Origin of the sequence: Streptomyces violaceusniger Tu 4113 (assembly GCF_000147815.2) — a bacterium.
Lineage (GTDB): Bacteria > Actinomycetota > Actinomycetes > Streptomycetales > Streptomycetaceae > Streptomyces > Streptomyces violaceusniger_A.
This window is the reverse complement of sequence record NC_015957.1, coordinates 8,206,521-8,222,820: the sequence shown is the minus strand read 5'-3', so window position 1 is coordinate 8,222,820 and position 16,300 is coordinate 8,206,521. Positions and strand designations below refer to the sequence as shown.

Annotated in this window: 13 protein-coding genes; 6 read left to right on the top strand and 7 right to left on the bottom strand. The window is 72.9% G+C overall.

Going from position 1 to position 16,300, the window contains the following annotated elements; all coding sequences use genetic code 11:
- Nucleotides 1-74 precede the first annotated feature (74 nt).
- From thiE to STRVI_RS33595, 3 genes are all read left to right on the top strand, one after another.
- Nucleotides 75-728, top strand: a complete 654-nt coding sequence (gene thiE, locus STRVI_RS33605) for a thiamine phosphate synthase (RefSeq protein WP_014060029.1) — start codon at nt 75-77, stop codon at nt 726-728.
- 175 nt (nt 729-903) lie between these two features.
- Nucleotides 904-1,821 carry a methylenetetrahydrofolate reductase [NAD(P)H] gene (gene metF, locus STRVI_RS33600; protein WP_014060028.1) on the top strand — a complete coding sequence of 306 codons (918 nt, stop codon included), beginning with the start codon at nt 904-906 and terminating at the stop codon, nt 1,819-1,821.
- Nucleotides 1,822-1,867: 46 nt separating this feature from the next.
- Nucleotides 1,868-2,878 carry a hypothetical protein gene (locus STRVI_RS33595; protein ID WP_014060027.1) on the top strand — a complete coding sequence of 337 codons (1,011 nt, stop codon included), beginning with the start codon at nt 1,868-1,870 and terminating at the stop codon, nt 2,876-2,878.
- A gap of 87 nt (nt 2,879-2,965) precedes the next feature.
- On the opposite strand, the gene STRVI_RS33590 is transcribed toward STRVI_RS33595, so the two are convergent.
- From STRVI_RS33590 to STRVI_RS33575, 4 genes are all read right to left on the bottom strand, one after another.
- Complete coding sequence (locus STRVI_RS33590; protein ID WP_043236944.1) at nt 2,966-4,522, bottom strand: phytoene desaturase family protein; 1,557 nt, start codon at nt 4,520-4,522, stop codon at nt 2,966-2,968.
- Between the two features lie 412 nt (nt 4,523-4,934).
- A complete protein-coding gene (locus STRVI_RS33585; protein ID WP_014060025.1) occupies nt 4,935-5,555 on the bottom strand; it encodes a TetR/AcrR family transcriptional regulator in 621 nt (206 codons plus the stop codon).
- Nucleotides 5,556-5,590: 35 nt separating this feature from the next.
- Nucleotides 5,591-7,675: a YhgE/Pip family protein gene (locus STRVI_RS33580; protein WP_014060024.1), complete on the bottom strand. Its 2,085-nt coding sequence runs from the start codon at nt 7,673-7,675 to the stop codon at nt 5,591-5,593.
- Nucleotides 7,647-8,492: an ATP-binding cassette domain-containing protein gene (locus tag STRVI_RS33575; RefSeq protein WP_014060023.1), complete on the bottom strand. Its 846-nt coding sequence runs from the start codon at nt 8,490-8,492 to the stop codon at nt 7,647-7,649. The genes STRVI_RS33580 and STRVI_RS33575 overlap by 29 nt, the downstream gene beginning before the upstream one ends.
- A gap of 191 nt (nt 8,493-8,683) precedes the next feature.
- Here STRVI_RS33575 and STRVI_RS33570 point away from each other — a divergent pair, with 191 nt between their 5' ends.
- The 3 genes from STRVI_RS33570 to STRVI_RS33560 all read left to right on the top strand — a co-directional run bounded on the left by STRVI_RS33570 (nt 8,684) and on the right by STRVI_RS33560 (nt 10,938).
- The gene (locus tag STRVI_RS33570; protein ID WP_014060022.1) at nt 8,684-9,217 is read left to right on the top strand and encodes an SAV_6107 family HEPN domain-containing protein; all 534 of its coding nucleotides are present in this window, start codon (nt 8,684-8,686) and stop codon (nt 9,215-9,217) included.
- Between the two features lie 274 nt (nt 9,218-9,491).
- Nucleotides 9,492-10,274: a methyltransferase gene (locus tag STRVI_RS33565; protein WP_014060021.1), complete on the top strand. Its 783-nt coding sequence runs from the start codon at nt 9,492-9,494 to the stop codon at nt 10,272-10,274.
- Nucleotides 10,275-10,545: 271 nt separating this feature from the next.
- Entirely contained in the window at nt 10,546-10,938 is a 393-nt protein-coding gene (locus STRVI_RS33560; RefSeq protein ID WP_014060020.1) for a DUF3040 domain-containing protein, read from the top strand.
- A 337-nt stretch (nt 10,939-11,275) separates the two neighbouring features.
- On the opposite strand, the gene STRVI_RS33555 is transcribed toward STRVI_RS33560, so the two are convergent.
- From STRVI_RS33555 to STRVI_RS33545, 3 genes are read right to left on the bottom strand one after another with little or no spacing between them, the layout of a single operon-like run.
- Nucleotides 11,276-13,705: a transglutaminaseTgpA domain-containing protein gene (locus STRVI_RS33555; protein WP_014060019.1), complete on the bottom strand. Its 2,430-nt coding sequence runs from the start codon at nt 13,703-13,705 to the stop codon at nt 11,276-11,278.
- A complete protein-coding gene (locus STRVI_RS33550; RefSeq protein ID WP_014060018.1) occupies nt 13,702-15,090 on the bottom strand; it encodes a DUF58 domain-containing protein in 1,389 nt (462 codons plus the stop codon). The genes STRVI_RS33555 and STRVI_RS33550 overlap by 4 nt, the downstream gene beginning before the upstream one ends.
- Entirely contained in the window at nt 15,090-16,145 is a 1,056-nt protein-coding gene (locus tag STRVI_RS33545) for an AAA family ATPase (protein WP_014060017.1), read from the bottom strand. The genes STRVI_RS33550 and STRVI_RS33545 overlap by 1 nt, the downstream gene beginning before the upstream one ends.
- Nucleotides 16,146-16,300: the final 155 nt, after the last annotated feature.

Here is a 16,300-nt window from a genome sequence, read left to right as displayed (position 1 = left end):
GTTGTCGCACACGGCGTACGGGCCGGGCTCCGCGCACGGCCCGTACGCCGCCGACCCTCCGGGGGTACCGAACCATGTCCACCACCGCCACCGCGCATGAGCCGCTGGCCGATGCCCGCCTCTATCTGTGCACCGACGCACGGAAGCGCCAGGGCGACCTGCCGGAGTTCCTGGACGCCGTCCTGGCGGCGGGGGTGGACATCGTCCAGTTGCGGGAGAAGGAGATGGAGGCGGCCGAGGAGCTGGAGCATCTCCAGGTCCTCGCGGACGCCTGCCGTCGCCACGGAAAGCTGCTGGCCGTCAACGACCGGGCCGATGTCGCGCATGCCATCGGCTCGGATGTGCTCCATCTGGGCCAGGGCGATCTGCCGGTGCCCGCGGCGCGCGCGATCCTCGGCGCGGACGTGCTGATCGGGCGCTCCACGCATGCGGAGGCGGAGGTGGACGCGGCGGCCGTCCAGCCCGGTGTGGACTACTTCTGCACCGGCCCCTGCTGGCCCACCCCCACCAAGCCGGGCCGCCCCGCTCCGGGGCTGTCCCTGGTGCGCCACGCCGCGGCGCTCGGCACCGAGCGGCCGTGGTTCGCCATCGGCGGAATCGACGCGTCCAACCTGGATCAGGTCCTGGAGGCGGGCGCCCGCCGCATCGTCGTGGTCCGGGCCATCACGGCTGCCGACGACCCGGCGGCGGCGACGGCGGAGCTGGCCAAGCGGGTGCGCGCGGCCTGACCGGGGCCCGGCCCCCGGCTTTTCACCCGGCTTTCACCCGGTTTTCATCCGGCTCGGCTCGTCCGCCGGTCGAGGGTCCGCGGAGCTGTCCGCACTGCGGACAGAAAACTGGCAAAACCCCCCAAATCTCTGCGGCCGGGTGGGCGTAGCCGAGCCGGCTGGATAGCCTGCACGTATGGCCCTAGGCACTGCTTCCACCAGGACCGATCGCGCCCGGACCGTGCGCGATCTGCTCGCATCGGGCGAGCAGTCGTATTCCTTCGAATTCTTCGCCCCCAAGACGGCGAAGGGCGAGCAGACGCTGTGGAACGCCATCCGCAGGCTGGAAGCCGTCTCGCCCACCTTCGTCTCCGTGACCTACGGAGCCGGCGGTTCCTCCCGCGAGGGCACCGTGCGCGTCACCGAGCGCATCGCGACGGACACCACGCTCACCCCCGTCGCCCATCTGACCGCCGTCAACCACTCCCGGGCCGAGCTGCGCAACATCATCGGGCAGTACGCCGATGCCGGGATCCGGAACATGCTGGCCCTGCGCGGCGACCCGCCGGGCGACCCCACGGGGGAGTGGATCCGGCACCCCGACGGCCTCGACTACGCCGTCGAGCTGGTCCGGCTGCTCAAGGAGTCCGGGGACTTCTGCGTCGGCGTGGCCGCGTTCCCCGAGATGCACCCCCGCTCGACGGACTGGGACACCGACATCCGTCACTTCATCGACAAGTGCCGTGCGGGCGCCGACTTCGCCATCACGCAGATGTTCTTCTACCCCGAGGACTATCTGCGGCTGCGCGACCGGGTCGCGGCGGCGGGCTGTACGACACCGATCATCCCTGAGATCATGCCCGTCACGAACGTCAAGCAGATCGAGCGGTTCGCACAGCTCAGCAATGCCGCGTTCCCGCCCGAACTGGCCGAACGGATCCTGGCGGTGAAAGACGACCCGGCGGCTGTACGCTCGATCGGAATCGACTACGCCACAGAGGTGTGCGCGCGGTTGATGGCCGAGGAGATCCCCGGGCTGCACTTCATCACCCTGAACCACTCCCCGGCGACGCTGGAAATCTACGAGAATCTGGGGCTGCATCAGCGGTCCTGATCCTGATGACGGCAGCCGACGGGCGGCCGCATTGAGAGGGGCGGGCATGGGCTGGACGGTCCTCTACATCGCATTCGGCGTCGTCGCGCTGTGGCTGCTGGGAGAGGTCCTCCTGCAGTACAAGGCGCGGCTGCGCTGGCGGCTGCTGGCCTTCGTCGGCTTTCTGGGCGTGGTCGTCGGCGTGCTGATCCCGTCGGTTCCGGTGATCGGGGTGGGGGCGATCGCCTTCGCCATAGGCCAGACGTATGTGACGCTCTCCTTCCGGCGCGGTTTCGCCGCGGGCTGGGCGCTGAGCGGCGGGCTGCCCGGGCTGCTCGGCCGCGAGGAGCGCGGCCCCCGGCCGGACGACTCGGACAAGGAGCCGATCCTCGAGGTGTCCGACCTGGAGGCGGTCCCGGCGGCGCAGCCGGAGCCGCCCACGTACCAGCCGCAGCCGCTGCCCGACGACACCGGCGAGTACGGCGTCTACGAGGAGCCGTCGGCCTTCACCCCGGCCGCGGGCGCCTACAGCGGCGAGGCGGCCGGTGGCTACAGCGCGTACGAGACGTACGGCGGCTACGGCTCGCAGCAGGACCACAGCCAGGGGCACGGCCAGAACTACGGCCAGGACGTCTACGCGGACCAGATGGGCCAGGGCGGGCAGTACGGCTACGGGAACGAGGCGTACGCGGCCTACGGCCAGGACCCCTACGGCGGCGCCCAGCCTCAGCCCCAGGCCCAGTCCTATGACCAGCAGGGGTACGACCAGCAGGGGTACGACCAGCAGGCTTACGGCCAGCAGCAGTACGCCGACCAGTACGCGGCCTACGGCCAACAGGATCCGTACGGCGGGGCCGCGGCCTACGGCGGCGACCACTGGACGGCCGACGCCTCCTACCCCTCGCCGGACCCGGCGTACGACGTGATGCAGTCCGGCGGGCCCTGGGTGCCGCAGCAGCGCGAAGGCGACGCCGCGCCCGCGGCGGACCAGCAGGGGTACCCGTACCAGCAGCAGCAACAGGGCCAGGCCCAGGGCCAGGGCTACCCCCAGGGCTTCGACGAGCAGTACCGCTACTGAGCCCGGGACCGTTACTGAGCCCGCCGCCAGGTGAGCCCGCTCCCCGGGAGCGGGCTCGCGTGTTTCCCGAGAGCCCTGGGAGCCGCTCTACTGGGAGCCGCGCCAGTCCTCGCCCTCGACGATCAGCCCGGCCACCAGCGCGCCCGACATCCCGGCGTGGGCGAGCCCGCCGCCCGGATGGGCCCAGCCGCCCGCCGGATACAGGCCCGGAAGCCGGGTGACATTGGCCGGCCGCAGAAACGCGCCGTCCGCCCCGGCGAGCACCGGGCCCGGCACGGCGCCGCCCCTGGCGCCCGTCTCCGCCTCGGTGTCGGCGGGGGTGCGGACCTCATGCCACAGCATCCGGTCCCGCAGCCCCGGTATCGCGGTCTCGGCGGCCGTGATCAGCCGCTGGGCGGCCTGCTCCGCCGCCGTGCCGTCCGTCCAGTCCACCGGGCCGTGCGGGGCGACGACGGCGGTGAGGGTGACGGCCTCGTGCTCCTCGTCCGGGCGCACCGTGGGGTCGTCCGGGCGCAGCACGGTCACCGTGGGGTGGGGGCACGGCTCGCGGAGCCCGTGGCCGTCGCCGAAGACGGCGGCCAACTCCGCCTCCCGGTCCGGGGCGTGGACCACGGTGCGATGCGTGGCGTCCTCGGGGCGGGCGCCCCGCAGCGCCAGAAGCACGGTCAGCCGCCCCGGCGTGCCGCCGCCCGCGCCGGGCTCCGGCCGCACATCCCCCTCCCCCCAGGGCGGCTGACCGCCGAGCAGCGGGGGCAGCAGCGCGGGGTCGATGCCCGAGACCACCGCGTCGGCCTCCGCGACGGTGCCGTCGGCCAGCTCCACACCCGCCGCACGGCCGTCCTTCTCCACGATGCCGGTGACCTGGGCATCGAAGTGGAATTCGACCTTCCGCTGACGGCAGCGCTCATGGAGGGCATCGGCGAGCGCCCGCATACCCCCGCGCACATACCAGGCACCGAACGTCTGCTCGATATAGGGCAGCACGGTGGCCGCGGCGGGCGCGGAGCGCGGGTCGAGGCCGTGCGCCAGCACATGGCTCTCCAGGAGGGCCACGGCGCGCGGATCCTTCAGCTCACGGCGGGCCACTCCGGCGAGTGTGGGCGGGCCGTCGGCACCGCCCCGGCCGAACAGGCCGCCGAGCCGCCCGCGCCGCACGGGGGCGGCCGGATAGGGATCGCGGCCCAGGACCCGCCAGTCGGCGCGCAGCGGCTCCTCCAGAAGCGGCCTGCGGGTGGCGTCCCACACCTCGCGCGCCCGGTTGACCAGATCGCTCCAGCGCTCGCCCGCGCCCGCCCCGAAGGCGCCGTCCAGCGCCTGGAGCACCCCGGCCCGTGACGCGTTGGGCAGCCGGACGTCCGTGCCGTCGGCGAAGAGATGCCGGCTCGCCGGGTCGACCTGGCTGAGCTCGACGCTCTGCTCCAGGGTCTGCTTGCCGGTTTTCACGAACAGATCCCGGTAGACGGCGGGCAGGTGCAGCAGCCCCGGGCCGGTGTCGAAGCGGAATCCGTCCCGCGCGAACCGGCCGACCCCGCCGCCATGGGTCCGCCCGCGCTCGTACACCACCACCCGGTGGCCCGCCACGGCCAGCCGGGCGGCCGCCGCCATGGCGCCCATCCCGGAGCCGATCACCACAATCCGTGCCATGACCGCGACTTTATCCGCCCCCACCGACAGCCGGGGCACCACGCCTGGGGACGAGTGCGCAGACCTGAGTACGCGTACTCAGCCGGGGAGATGAGTAGTCGCGCGGATGGGCCGCCACCTGCTCGGACGAGAGAGTGGTGCATACGGAAGGGCCGCGCGCCGGACCGCCGGCACGGGGCGGCGGAACGGCGCGGCGGCCCGGACGAAAGGTGGGAGTCACCGGGAGTCTCCAGACCAGGAGCCTCCAACGGGGGAAGTACGGGGGAGTTACGGGGGGAGGCGCTGTTCCGGTCAGCTCGATGAGAGTCGATCTGCCGGAACAGCGCCTTCTACGTGTACCCGGGGAAGCTGATCCGCCCGCCACACCGGGCCATCCGGAGGCTACGGTCGGCCATCCGGAGGCCGCGGCCGGCTATCCGGAGGCCACGGTCCCGCCCACGCGGCCCTGCAGCAGCCGCGACAGCGCCGCATGCACATCCTCCAGCGACCGCTCCGGCTGATAGGACTGCCAGTCCAGCGCGGCCACCAGCACCATCCCGAACAGCGCCGACGCCGTCAGCGGGATGTCGATGTCCCCGCTGAACTCGTGCCCGGCCACCCCGGCCCGCAGCTCGGCCTCGATCACCGCTATGGCCCGCTGCCGGACCATCATCAAGGTGGACTGCCAGGCCCGGTTGGTGCGCCACAGCTCGGCCACGTAGAGCTGGGTCAGCGACGGATAGCGGGAGATGAAGACCAGCCCGGCCCGGACCATGGCGTCCAACGCGTCCACATGGCTGCCGCCGCGCTCGGCGTTCTCGTCGGCGGCGCTCTGGAGAGATGCGGTCAGCAGCTCGATGCCGTGCTGCAGCAGCTCCTCGAAGAGCACGGTCTTGCTGGCGAAGTTGTAGTAGACCGTGCCCTTGGCCACCCCGGCCCGCTCGGCGATCTCATCCACGGTGGTGGAGGAGAAGCCCTGTTCTGCGATGAGGGTGACCGCTGCCTCGAAGAGTTTCTGGCGGGTGGCCTGGCGGCGCGTGCTGCTGCTGTCCATGGCGCCGATTCTGCCCGTTGTCGATGTTATGCCGCTCACAGGCTCAGCTCCGGATGCAGCCGGTCCACCGACCACACCTGCCGGCGCCGCGCCGACCACGCGGTGAGCGCCAGGGCGGCCGCGCTGAATCCGAGGAGCACCCCGCAGGCCAGCCAGACCGGGCCGAGCCCGCCGCCGGTGATGAGCCGGCGCAGCCCGTCCACCACGTAGGTCATGGGCAGGAAGGGATGGATGGCGTTGAAGAAGCGCGGGCTGGTCTGCACCGGATAGGTGCCGCCCGCCGAGGTGAGCTGGAGCATCAGCAGGGCCAGCACCAGGATCCGGCCGGCCGGTCCGAAGCGGGCGTTCAGCCACTGCACGATCGCCGCGAAACAGGCCGTCACCAGCATCAGGAAGCCGAGCGTGCCCGCGGCCCGGGCCATCTGCAGGCCGATCGCCCAGTGCAACACCGCCATCAGGGCCAGCGTCTGGAACACCCCGATCGCGGCGACCGGCAGCCAGCCCGCGAACGCGATCCGCCAGGAGGAGGCACCCACCGCGAGTGCGCGCCTGTTGAGCGGCTGGATCAGCATGTAGGCCACCATCGCGCCGACCCACAGGGAGAGCGGGATGAAGTACGGGGCGAAACCGGTGCCGTAGTTGGGCGCCTTGTGCAGCGCCTGATTGACCAGCCGCACCGGATCCGCCATCACCTCGGTCCGGGCGTCCCGGTCCTGCTCGCCGTAGTCGGGGATCTTGTCGGCGCCGTCGTGCAGCCCGCCGGAGAGCTTGCCGGTGCCGTCGACGAGCCGGAACATCCCGCCGCCCAGGGTGTCCGCGCCGCCGCGCGCCTTACCGACGCCGGTGTCGAGGTCGGAGGCGCCGGTCTTGGCGGTGCTCAGCCCGGTGTGCAGGGTTCCGGCGCCCTTGGCGACCTTCTCTGCCCCGGAGTTGAGGGCGTTGACCTTCCGTACGGCGGTGTCGAGGTCGGTGCCCAGGTGCGGGGCGTTCCGCGCGAGCCAGAGCGCCTGGTCGTGCAGATCGTCCAGATGACCGCCGAGGGCGTCGAGTTGGGTGGTGTGGTCCTGCACCAGCTTGTTGACGTCCTCGGCCACATCGGCGGCGGTGTCGGCCGCCGCCACCGACTTCTTGAGCGCGGGACAGTCCGGGTCGGCGGGCACTGCCCCCTCACAGCGGGTCCGGTAGTCGGCGGCGAGGTCGTCGGACGCCTTACGGGCCTTGGTGGCCGCCGTGGAGGTCGTCTCGGGCAGGGTGTCGAGGCTGTCGGACGCCTTCTGGGAGGCGTCGGCGACCAGTTGGGAGACGTCCCCGATCTCCTTGCCGTGCTCCTTGAGGAACGGGCGGACCTTGGCCGCCACGTTGTTGACCTTGTCGGACAGCGACTGGGTGCCGTCGGCGACGCCGCCCGCGCCGGTCTTGAGCGTCCCGGAGCCCTTGTAGAGCGTGCCGAGCCCGGACTTCAGATCGCGGCTGCCCTCCTTGGCCTTGGCCAGGCCCCTGGCGAGGTCGTCCGCGCCCTTCTTGGCCTTGCCGATGCCCTTACCGAGCTTGTCGGCGCTCTTGGCGGCCTTCTCCGTCTCGCCGTGGATATCGGCGAAGGAGATGAAGATGTTGTCGTAGAAGCCGCGGGACGCCTTGGTGGAGGCCGCGGCGCGCACCTCGGAGAAGACCGAGCGGGAGATCTGGCCGACGATGTAGTTGTTGGCGTCGTTGGTGCGCACCTTGAGGGCGCCGGTCTCCGGGGACTTGCCGGAGCTGGTGGCGATCTGCCGGCTGAAGTCCGAGGGCACGGTCAGCGACAGGTAGTACGTGCCGTTCGCGACGCCCTTACGGGCCTCGGCGGCGCTTGTGCGGTGCCAGTCGAAGGTCTTGCTGTCCAGCAGCTTGCCGCTGATGTCGTCGCCCGCGGTGAGGCGCTCGCCCTTCACGGTGGCGCCGTTGTCCGAGTTGACGAGGGCGACGGGGATCTTGTCCAGCTTGCCGTACGGGTCCCAGAAGGACCACAGGTACAGCGCGCCGTAGAGCAGTGGCAGCAGGAGCAGGGCGGCGAGCGCCGCCCGTGGCAGCTTTCCCCTCCCGAACCGCTTCAGCTCAAGCGCGGCGAGTTTCGGCGAGCGCATCCGCCGCCCCCTTCTCGTTCTCGTCGTGTCCGGCCTCGTGTCCGGCCTCGTGGGCGGCGGGAGTGTCGGAGGAGTCCGCGTCGGCCTTCTGGCTCTTTTCGGCCGGGCTCTGCCGCGCGGTCCGGACCACGATCGCGTCGGCCGGGGCCTGGCTGCACACCGTGAGGACCGTGGTGCCGCCCTCCGCGATCTCCCGCAGCAGCGCCCAGGCGCGCTCGCGTTCGGCGTCCGAGAGCTTCATGTCGGCGTCGTCGACGGCCAGCAGCCGCGGGTGGGCGATGAGCGCGAGCGCGATCGACAGCCGCAGCGCCTCCAGCCGCTCCAGGTCCCGTACGGCCGTACGCGGCCCCTTGGGCAGCGTGTCGAGGTCCAGCCCGGCGGCCGCGAGGGCCGCGTCGATCCCGGCCCGGGACGCGGCGGCCCGCTCACGGCGCGGACGCAGCAGCCCGCGGGGGGAGTCGGCGAACCGGCGCCGTAGCAGGGCCCGCTCCCGCAGATGCTCGGCGACCGTGAGCACCGGATCGAGTTCGATGACGCCCGGTACGTGCGCGAGCGCGCTGATCCGGCGTATGCGCGCCATCTGTTGGGGAACCCGGAAGCCCCCGACCACGCCGTGCCCCTCGGTGGGGCGCATCCGGCCGGTGAGCGTGAGCAGCAGGGAGGTGCGGCCCGAGCCGGACGGGCCCTCGATCGCGATCAGCGCACCGGAGTCGGCGGCGATGTCGGCACCGCGGAACGCCCAGCCGTGCGACCCTCTGACGCCGAGCCCCTCGGCCGTCACCGCCGCCCCGGTCTCCGCTTCTGGGGTGCCCCCCACACAGATCACTTCCTTGATTTTTGAACTGACTGGTCAGTGCAAAAACAGTATGGAGTATGGCGGGGTGAGGCGCGGCGTCGGGGTCGTTCACGCTGGTCAGAGCCGATTGTCAGTGGTGTGCCCCACGATGGCCCTATACGGCGGTCGCTTTACCACACGACCGGCCGCCACGCGACGACAGGAGGTTCGTCATGGCCAGTACCGCCGCAGCGCGCCGGCACCGTGCCGCCGCCCCTGCCCCCTCGTTGACCGGCCCCGCGACCGATGTCCACCCCGTGCTGCGCCGCGCGTCCGCCCCGCCCGCCGCGGCCGGTCTGCTCACTCAGGCCCATCAGGGACTGGAGGAGGCCGCCGCGCTCGAAACCGCCAACGAGCGCTTTGCGACCGCACATCTGGCCGCCCTGCGCACGGCCGCCGCCGTGCTCGCCGTGCGCGGCCGCCCCGAGCCCACCGCGCGCCGCCGCGCCCGGATCCGCAGCGCCTGGGAGGTCCTGCCGGAGGTCGTTCCCGAACTGGCCGAGTGGAGCGCGCTGTTCGCCTCCGGCGCCGAGCGCCGGGCCCGCGCCGAGGCGGGGATACAGGGCGCCGCGAGCCGGCGGGACGCGGACGATCTGCTGCGCGCCACCGCGATGTTCCTGCGGCTGGTGGAGCGCATGCTGATGCTGCAGCCGACCCTGCCCCACCAGGCCCCGCCGGGTGACGAGCCGGGCCCGTCGGGAGCCTGAGAGATGACCCGGTGACGGCCCCGGTGCGGCCCGGTATCCGCTCGGGCGCGGTGCGGCATCGGCTTGCGGGCCGTCCGGTATCCGCTCGGGCACCGGCCGCTGTCCGCCGGGTACCGCTCGGGCGCCGGCCGTCCGCTATCCGCTGGGGGCCGGTGGGGCCGGCCGCCTCGGCGCGCCCCGCCCCATGGAGGCAATAGGCTGGGACCGCCGACGTCAGTAAGCCGTCGTCACCGCCTCCGGGCGGTGGCGGCACCGCGCCGAGGAGCCACCCGCCGTGTCAGACCCGCAGCGCCCCCGTGCGTCCCTCCGTACCGCCGTGGTCTGGGAGGTCCTGAAAGACGCCCTGGAACGGCGGGCCAAGGCCACGGGCCGGGAGGCCGCCGAGGGAGTGGCCGTGCACGGCGCGCTGGACGTCCTGGACACCGGCGGCGGCAGCGGCAATTTCGCCGTCCCCGTGGCCGGCCTCGGCCACCGCGTCACCGTGGTCGACCCGAGTCCGAACGCCCTGTTCGCGCTGGAGCGGCGGGCCGCCGAGGCCGGGGTGGCCGACCGGGTGCGCGGAGTCCAGGGCGATGTCCACGGGCTGTTCGACGTGGTCGAGCGGGGCGGCTACGACGTGGTGCTTTGCCATGGCGTCCTGGAGTACGTGGACGACCCTGCCGAGGGCCTGCGGAACGCGGCGGCGGCCCTGCGCCCCGCCGGCACCCTCAGCGTGCTCGCGGCGGGCCTGGGCGGCGCCGTGCTGGCCCGTGCCCTGGCCGGCCACTTCACCGAGGCCCGGCAAGCGCTTACCGACCCCGAGGGCCGCTGGGGCTCCGGAGACCCGATGCCACGCCGCTTCACCGCCGACCAGCTGTCCGAGCTGGTGAAGGCGGCCGGTCTGGAGATCGCCGCGGTGCACGGGGTGCGGGTCTTCGCCGATCTGGTCCCCGGAGTGCTCGTGGACACCGAGCCCGGGGCGCTGGACGCCCTGTTGCAGCTCGAGGAGGCCGCCGCCGGGCTGCCCGCCTTCCGTTCCGTCGCCACTCAGCTGCACGTTCTCGCCGAGCGGGACTGAGCGTCTCCTCCCGCCCCACCGGACGACGGGCGGTGCAGGTGGAGTCGGCCACAGGAGACCCGCTTGGCCGTCCGGCCCCGTATGATCGGGGTACACCGTCCGGCATGGCCAATCGGCGGGAGGGGAATGGACGTCTCAGCGTCAACTTTCGCCACGCCCGTGGGGGTGGGCGAATTGGCGTTGAGGGGCGGGTTTCACGGGGGCGATTCCCTGCCTATCCTGAAAGGGTCGCACCCGGTCGCCCCCCGCGACCGACGAGTAGGAGGACTCCGTGCCGCTCTCGGAGCACGAGCAGCGCATGCTCGAGCAAATGGAGCGAGCGTTGTACGCCGAAGATCCCAAGTTCGCGACAGCGCTTGAGGGTAGCGGCCTGCGCACGTACACCCGGCGACGGGTCTACCAGGCGGTCGCGGGTTTTCTGGTGGGCATCGCACTCCTCATGGTCGGAGTGATCGTTCCCCAGATCTGGATCAGCGTGGTGGGCTTCCTGATCATGCTGGGATGTGCGGTGCTCGCGGTGACCGGCTGGCGCAAGGCTCCCAAACCCGGCGAGGCGCAGGGCGACGGCGGGGCGGCTCCCCGCCGTCAGGGCCGTCAGCGCCGTTCGATGATGGCGCGTATCGAGGAGCGGTGGCAGCGTCGCCGCGATGAGCAGGGCCACTGAGAAATAATTCTTGGATGAGTGGTTGAGGGGCGGTCGCCGACTGGCGACCGCCCCTCAACCGTGCGGTAGCCCTTCCGCGCCGTAGTCCGTCAGCCGTGCCCAGCCCCGCAACCGCGTCGTGGGCCCGCAACCGCAACCGCAACCGTAACCGGGTCCCAGCCCTGCAACCGCGGCCTGTACCTGGCCCTGGCCCCCGCAGGGCCCTGAAGCGAGCTCGGGCGGCGCTGAGCCCCCGTGGCGTGCCCGAGCGGCCTTGAGCCCCCGCACGCGCCGCGGGGGCTCAGCCGCGGGGGCTCGGGCAGGGCCTCCGTCGCAAGGGCTCAGGGCCGCCCCGAGGTCAGCTCCCCTGGCCGCGCGGGGGCCTGAGCCGGGAGGCCCAGCGGGCCCAGCGGGGGGCTCCCCACCGCTGGACCAGCGCGGACCAGCGCTGTCCCCACGCCCACACGAGCTGAGCCGCCGACCGCGGCGCCAGCAGCGCCCGCAGCCGCTCCCGCCGCCCCGCCTTGGCCCGGAATCCGGCCAGCACCTGCCGGACGTCGTCCGCGACGCCCGCGAACGGGCGCGGCTGCGGTGCGTAGAGCACCTGCTCGACCGCCTCGGCCACCCGCTGCGCCGCCCGGGCCGAATCGTCGTCGAGGTCGGCGATCCGCACCATGCGGGCCACCGCTCTGCGCGAGGTCAGCGAGTCGTCCGGCAGCACGCCGAAGTCCCAGGCCGAATCGGTGAGTTCACGCCATGCGGCGAGGGTCCGGTCGGCGGCGTCCTGCTCGGTGCGCCCGCCCGAGCCGTTAAGTCTGCGGGTCCGTATCCGCCGCCGCCACAGCATGGGCAGCAGGGGCACCACGGCCAGCAGCACCGCCAGCGAACTCCAACTCGTGACCTTGGTCGCCGACCAGCCCCCGCCCGAGGCGCCGTTGTCCGGCTGCTGGGCCGCGGCGCCTCCACAGGTGCCCAGCTTCTTCATCTCCGGGGTGCAACTGTCGGAGGCGGTCGGGGCGGCCGTCGGCTCGGAGGTCGTGCTGGGCTCGCTCGTCGGCTCGTCGGACGGGGTGTCCGAGGGCGTCTGCTCCATCGTGTAGTCGGGCTGGGTGCCACGGCTCGGGGTGGGCTCGAAACGGGTCCAGCCCACGCCCTCGAAGTACAGCTCGGGCCAGGCGTGCGCGTCCTTGAGGCCCACCGACACCGAGCCGTCCGCCTGGGCGGTGCCGGGGGTGAACCCGACCGCGACCCGCGCCGGAATGCCCAGCGTCCGGGCCATCGCCGCCATCGAGAAGGAGAAGTGGACGCAGAAGCCCTCCTTCTGCTTCAGGAACCGGACGATGGCGGCCGAGCCGCTGCCGGACTGCACCTCGGTGTCGTAACGGAATCCTCCGTTCACCGCGAACCAGTCCTGGAGCTTGACCGCCTTCTCGTACGCGTTCGCCGCGCCGGCGGTCACCTCCCGCGCCGTACTGGCCACCACGGATGGCAGCGAGCCCGGTACCTCGGTGTACTCCTTCCGCAGCCGCGAGGGCGGTGCCGGTGCGGCTGCCAACTGCTCGGCCGTCGGCTCCACCAGCAGGCTGGTGACCCGGTAGCGCGCGCCCCGGGTGGTCTGGCCGCGGTCGCCGACCAGCGTGCGGCCCTCCGGCTCATAGCGCCAGCGCCCGTCGATCTCGACCCTGGACGCGGGGTAGGGGAGGGGCAGCCAGTTCTGCGCGTACCAGTCGGCGGCCGAGATCGAGGTGTCGATCGAGGAGACCCGGACGGAGGGACCGAGCCCGGCGGGCGACGGAAGCTGCCCGGGCACATCGGTGACATGCCGCTCGGACGACTTCCACGAGGTGCCGTCGAACCGGTCCAGCGCCACGATCCGCAGATACAGGTCCTGCGTGGTCTGCGAGGAGGTGCGATAGCGCAGCACCTCCTTGTTCTCCGGCTGGTTAAGGCTGTCCTGCAGCGACACCAGTGGATTGACCGCCGAGATCGTGCCGCCGCCGCTGCCCGACCCGCCGCCGCTGCCCTGCCGGTCCAGCAGCCCGCCGTCCAGGGACGGCAGCGCCGCGGGCACCACCAGCGCGATGCCGAGCGCCAGCACGCCGATTCTGCGGCCGGTGCGGACCGGGGCGAGCGCCGGGGAGCCTCCGGCCCCGGCCAGGCCCGAGGGCGGCATACCCGCCGGATGCGGGGCGCCGCCGCTGAACACCCGGCCCCACTGGGACAGCCGGTCCCGGCCCTCGGCCAGGAGCAGCAGCAGATAGCCGGCCGCCGCCAGCAGGAACCACAGCCAGTCGCTCCCGGCGTCGGACAGGCCGGCCGCGACCGAGTACAGCGCGAGCAGCGGCAGCCCGGCGGGGGCCGCGCTGCGGTACGTCACCGCGAGTGCGTCGACCACCAGGCCGATCGCCAGCACCCCGGCCACCAGCATCAGCCGGATGCCCTCGGTGAGCGGCGCGGGGATCGCGTACTGCCCCACGTCGTCGGCGCCGTCGCGCAGCAGCAGCGCGAACTCGTCAAGGGCCTGCGGGCTCGGCAGCACCCCGCCCAGCGCCTGCTCGTGCGCGAAGACCAGGGTGAGCAGCAGCAGCGTCACCACGGCCTGCACGGCCACCGTCAGCGGGCGGGCCAGCGGCACCCGGCGGGCCGCCACGCCCGTCCCGCTCTGGACCGCCAGCAACAGGGCGGCCTGCAACAGCCAGCTCGCCGGGTCCACCAGCGGCAGCAGCGCACAGGCCGCCGCCACCGTGGCCAGCGCCGCACATATCGCGAGCCGAACGCTCCCACTCATGCCCAGCTCCCTGTCATTCCGCCGACCGCGGGACCTCCGGCGTCCGCCCGGGTGGCACCCTGGGCGTCGGCCTGCCGCCACAGCTCTGTCAGCGAGGCCCCCGGGCCGACCGGCAGCGCCGTCCACCCCGCCTCGCGCAACTGCCGCAGCCGCTCCTCCAGCTCGCGTGTGCCCCCGAACTCCGCCCCGCGCGACCAGGCCGCGCCGTCCAGCACGAACGCCACCGCGGCCGTGGTGCGGTGCCGCATCCGGGCGGCCGTCGCCGCCTGCTCCTCGTCCAGATCGCCCAGGAAGGCCACCAGCAGTCCCTCGCCGCCGCCCCGCAGCACCTCGAAGGCGGGCGAGAGCCCTCCGCCGTCGGAGTGGTCCACCACGGCGAGGGTGTCCAGCATCAGCCCGGCGGTCTCCGCCCCGTCATGGGTGGAGCCGGTGAAGCCGCCTCCGCCGTCCGGGCCCGGCACCGAGCTTCCGGAGTCGGTCAGCAGCCGGACCGCATAGCCCCGCTCCAGCAGATGGACCGCGGTCGAGGCCGCCCCGGAGACCGCCCATTCGAAGGCCGAGTCGGGCCCGGAGCCGTAGTGCGCCGTACGCCGGGTGTCCAGCAGCACCGTGCAATGGGCCCGCTGCGGCTGTTCCTCGCGGCGGACCATGAGTTCCCCGTAGCGCGCGGTGGACCGCCAGTGCACCCGGCGCAGATCGTCGCCTATGCGATAGCCGCGCGGGATGACATCGTCCTCACCGGCCAGGGCCAGCGAGCGATGCCGCCCGTCCCCGTACCCCGCGGCCTCGCCGGTCAGGCGCACCGGGGGCAGCGGCTCGACCCGGGGGACCACCGTGAGCGTGTCGTAGGCGCTGAAGGCGCGGGTGAGCTCGCACATCCCGAACGGGTCGCTCAGCCGAAGCTGCAGCGGACCCAGCGGATAGCGGCCGCGCAGATCCGAGCGGACCCGGTAGGACACCTCGCGCCGGCCGCCCGGCTCCACCCGGTCCAGCACGAACCGGGGGCGCGGCCCCAGCACATAGGGCACCCGGTCCTGGAGCATCAGCAGCCCGGTGGGCAGCCGCGAGACATTGTCCATCCGCAGATGCACCCGGGCCTCGGAGCCCGCCGGCACCCGCGCGGGCGCGAGCCGTCTGCTGCCCGCCACCCGGTACCGGGTGCGGTAGACCACGGCCACACAGACCAGCGGCAGCGCGGCCAGCAGCAGCCCGACCCGCAGCAGATCCGCCTGGCCCAGGACATAGCTGCACACCGCGGCGGCCACCCCGGCGGCCAGGAAGGAACGGCCGCGGGTGGTCAGACCGGCGAGGGCGGACCGCAGCCCGCCCGAGTCCTCGCCGGCGCCGGGGCCCTCGGCGCCCATGTCCGTCCCCCCTGCGGCCATCACAGCCTCCGCGCGCCCGGCTGCTGCCGGCCGAAGTCGGCCGGGGGCATGGGCGGCATGGGAGGCATCCCACCGCCCGCACCGCGCGCGCCGGAGGTGGGCACCGGGGTGCGCTGCACGATGTCCGTGACGACCTGCTCCGCGGTGCGCCGGTTCAGCTGGGCCTGCGCGGTGGGCAGCAGCCGGTGCGCCAGCACCGCCACGACGAGGGACTGCACATCGTCCGGCAGCGCGAACTCCCGCCCGGCAAGCGCGGCCGACGCCTTGGCGGCCCGCAGCAGATGCAGCGTGGCCCGGGGCGAGGCGCCCAGCCGCAGATCGGGGTGGCTGCGGGTGGCGGCCACCAGGTCCACCGCGTAACGCCGGACGGCCTCGGCGACATGAACCGAGCGCACCGCCTCGACCAGCTTGACGATCTCGTGGGCGTGCGCGACGGGCTGCAGGTCGTCCAGCGGGGAGACGCCGCCGTGGATGTCCAGCATCTGCAGCTCGGCCTGCGGGCTGGGGTACCCGATGGAGACACGGGCCATGAAGCGGTCGCGCTGCGCCTCGGGCAGCGGATAGGTGCCCTCCATCTCGACCGGGTTCTGCGTGGCCACCACCATGAAGGGGCTGGGCAGCTCATAGCTCTCCCCGTCGATGGTGACCTGGCGCTCCTCCATCGACTCCAGCAGCGCGGACTGGGTCTTGGGCGAGGCGCGGTTGATCTCGTCGCCGATCACGATCTGGGCGAAGATGGCCCCCGGCTTGAACTCGAACTCCTTGCGCTGCTGGTCGAAGATGCTCACGCCGGTGATGTCGGACGGCAACAGGTCCGGGGTGAACTGGATCCGCCGCATGGAGCAGTCGATGGACCGCGCGAGCGCCTTGGCCAGCATGGTCTTGCCCACGCCCGGGACGTCCTCGATCAGCAGATGCCCCTCGGCGAGCAGCACGGTCAGCGAAAGCCGTACGACCTCGGGCTTGCCCTCGATCACACCCTCCACCGACCGGCGGATCCGCTCCGCTGTGGTGGTCAGATCGCTGAGGCTCGCTCGCTCGTCATAGGTCGTCACCCGGCCCTCCTCGGCCCGTTCTCAGGGCCGTTGCCCTCGGAACGGACCGGCCCACCGCAAACGCTGGCACCGTCCCCCGCGTGGTTGCGGGGGACGATGTCACCTATGCATTCTTGCGGTCTCCGCGGCCTCGCGTCACTCGGCTGTGGATAACC

Bases quoted from the DNA above. Each gene is read 5' to 3' on its own strand.
- thiE (WP_014060029.1), top strand. From the start codon at position 75: ATGTCCACCACCGCCACCGCGCATGAGCCGCTGGCCGATGCCCGCCTC.
- metF (WP_014060028.1), top strand. From the start codon at position 904: ATGGCCCTAGGCACTGCTTCCACCAGGACCGATCGCGCCCGGACCGTG.
- STRVI_RS33595 (WP_014060027.1), top strand. From the start codon at position 1,868: ATGGGCTGGACGGTCCTCTACATCGCATTCGGCGTCGTCGCGCTGTGG.
- STRVI_RS33590 (WP_043236944.1), bottom strand. From the start codon at position 4,522: ATGGCACGGATTGTGGTGATCGGCTCCGGGATGGGCGCCATGGCGGCG.
- STRVI_RS33585 (WP_014060025.1), bottom strand. From the start codon at position 5,555: ATGGACAGCAGCAGCACGCGCCGCCAGGCCACCCGCCAGAAACTCTTC.
- STRVI_RS33580 (WP_014060024.1), bottom strand. From the start codon at position 7,675: ATGCGCTCGCCGAAACTCGCCGCGCTTGAGCTGAAGCGGTTCGGGAGG.
- STRVI_RS33570 (WP_014060022.1), top strand. From the start codon at position 8,684: ATGGCCAGTACCGCCGCAGCGCGCCGGCACCGTGCCGCCGCCCCTGCC.
- STRVI_RS33555 (WP_014060019.1), bottom strand. From the start codon at position 13,705: ATGAGTGGGAGCGTTCGGCTCGCGATATGTGCGGCGCTGGCCACGGTG.
- STRVI_RS33550 (WP_014060018.1), bottom strand. From the start codon at position 15,090: ATGGCCGCAGGGGGGACGGACATGGGCGCCGAGGGCCCCGGCGCCGGC.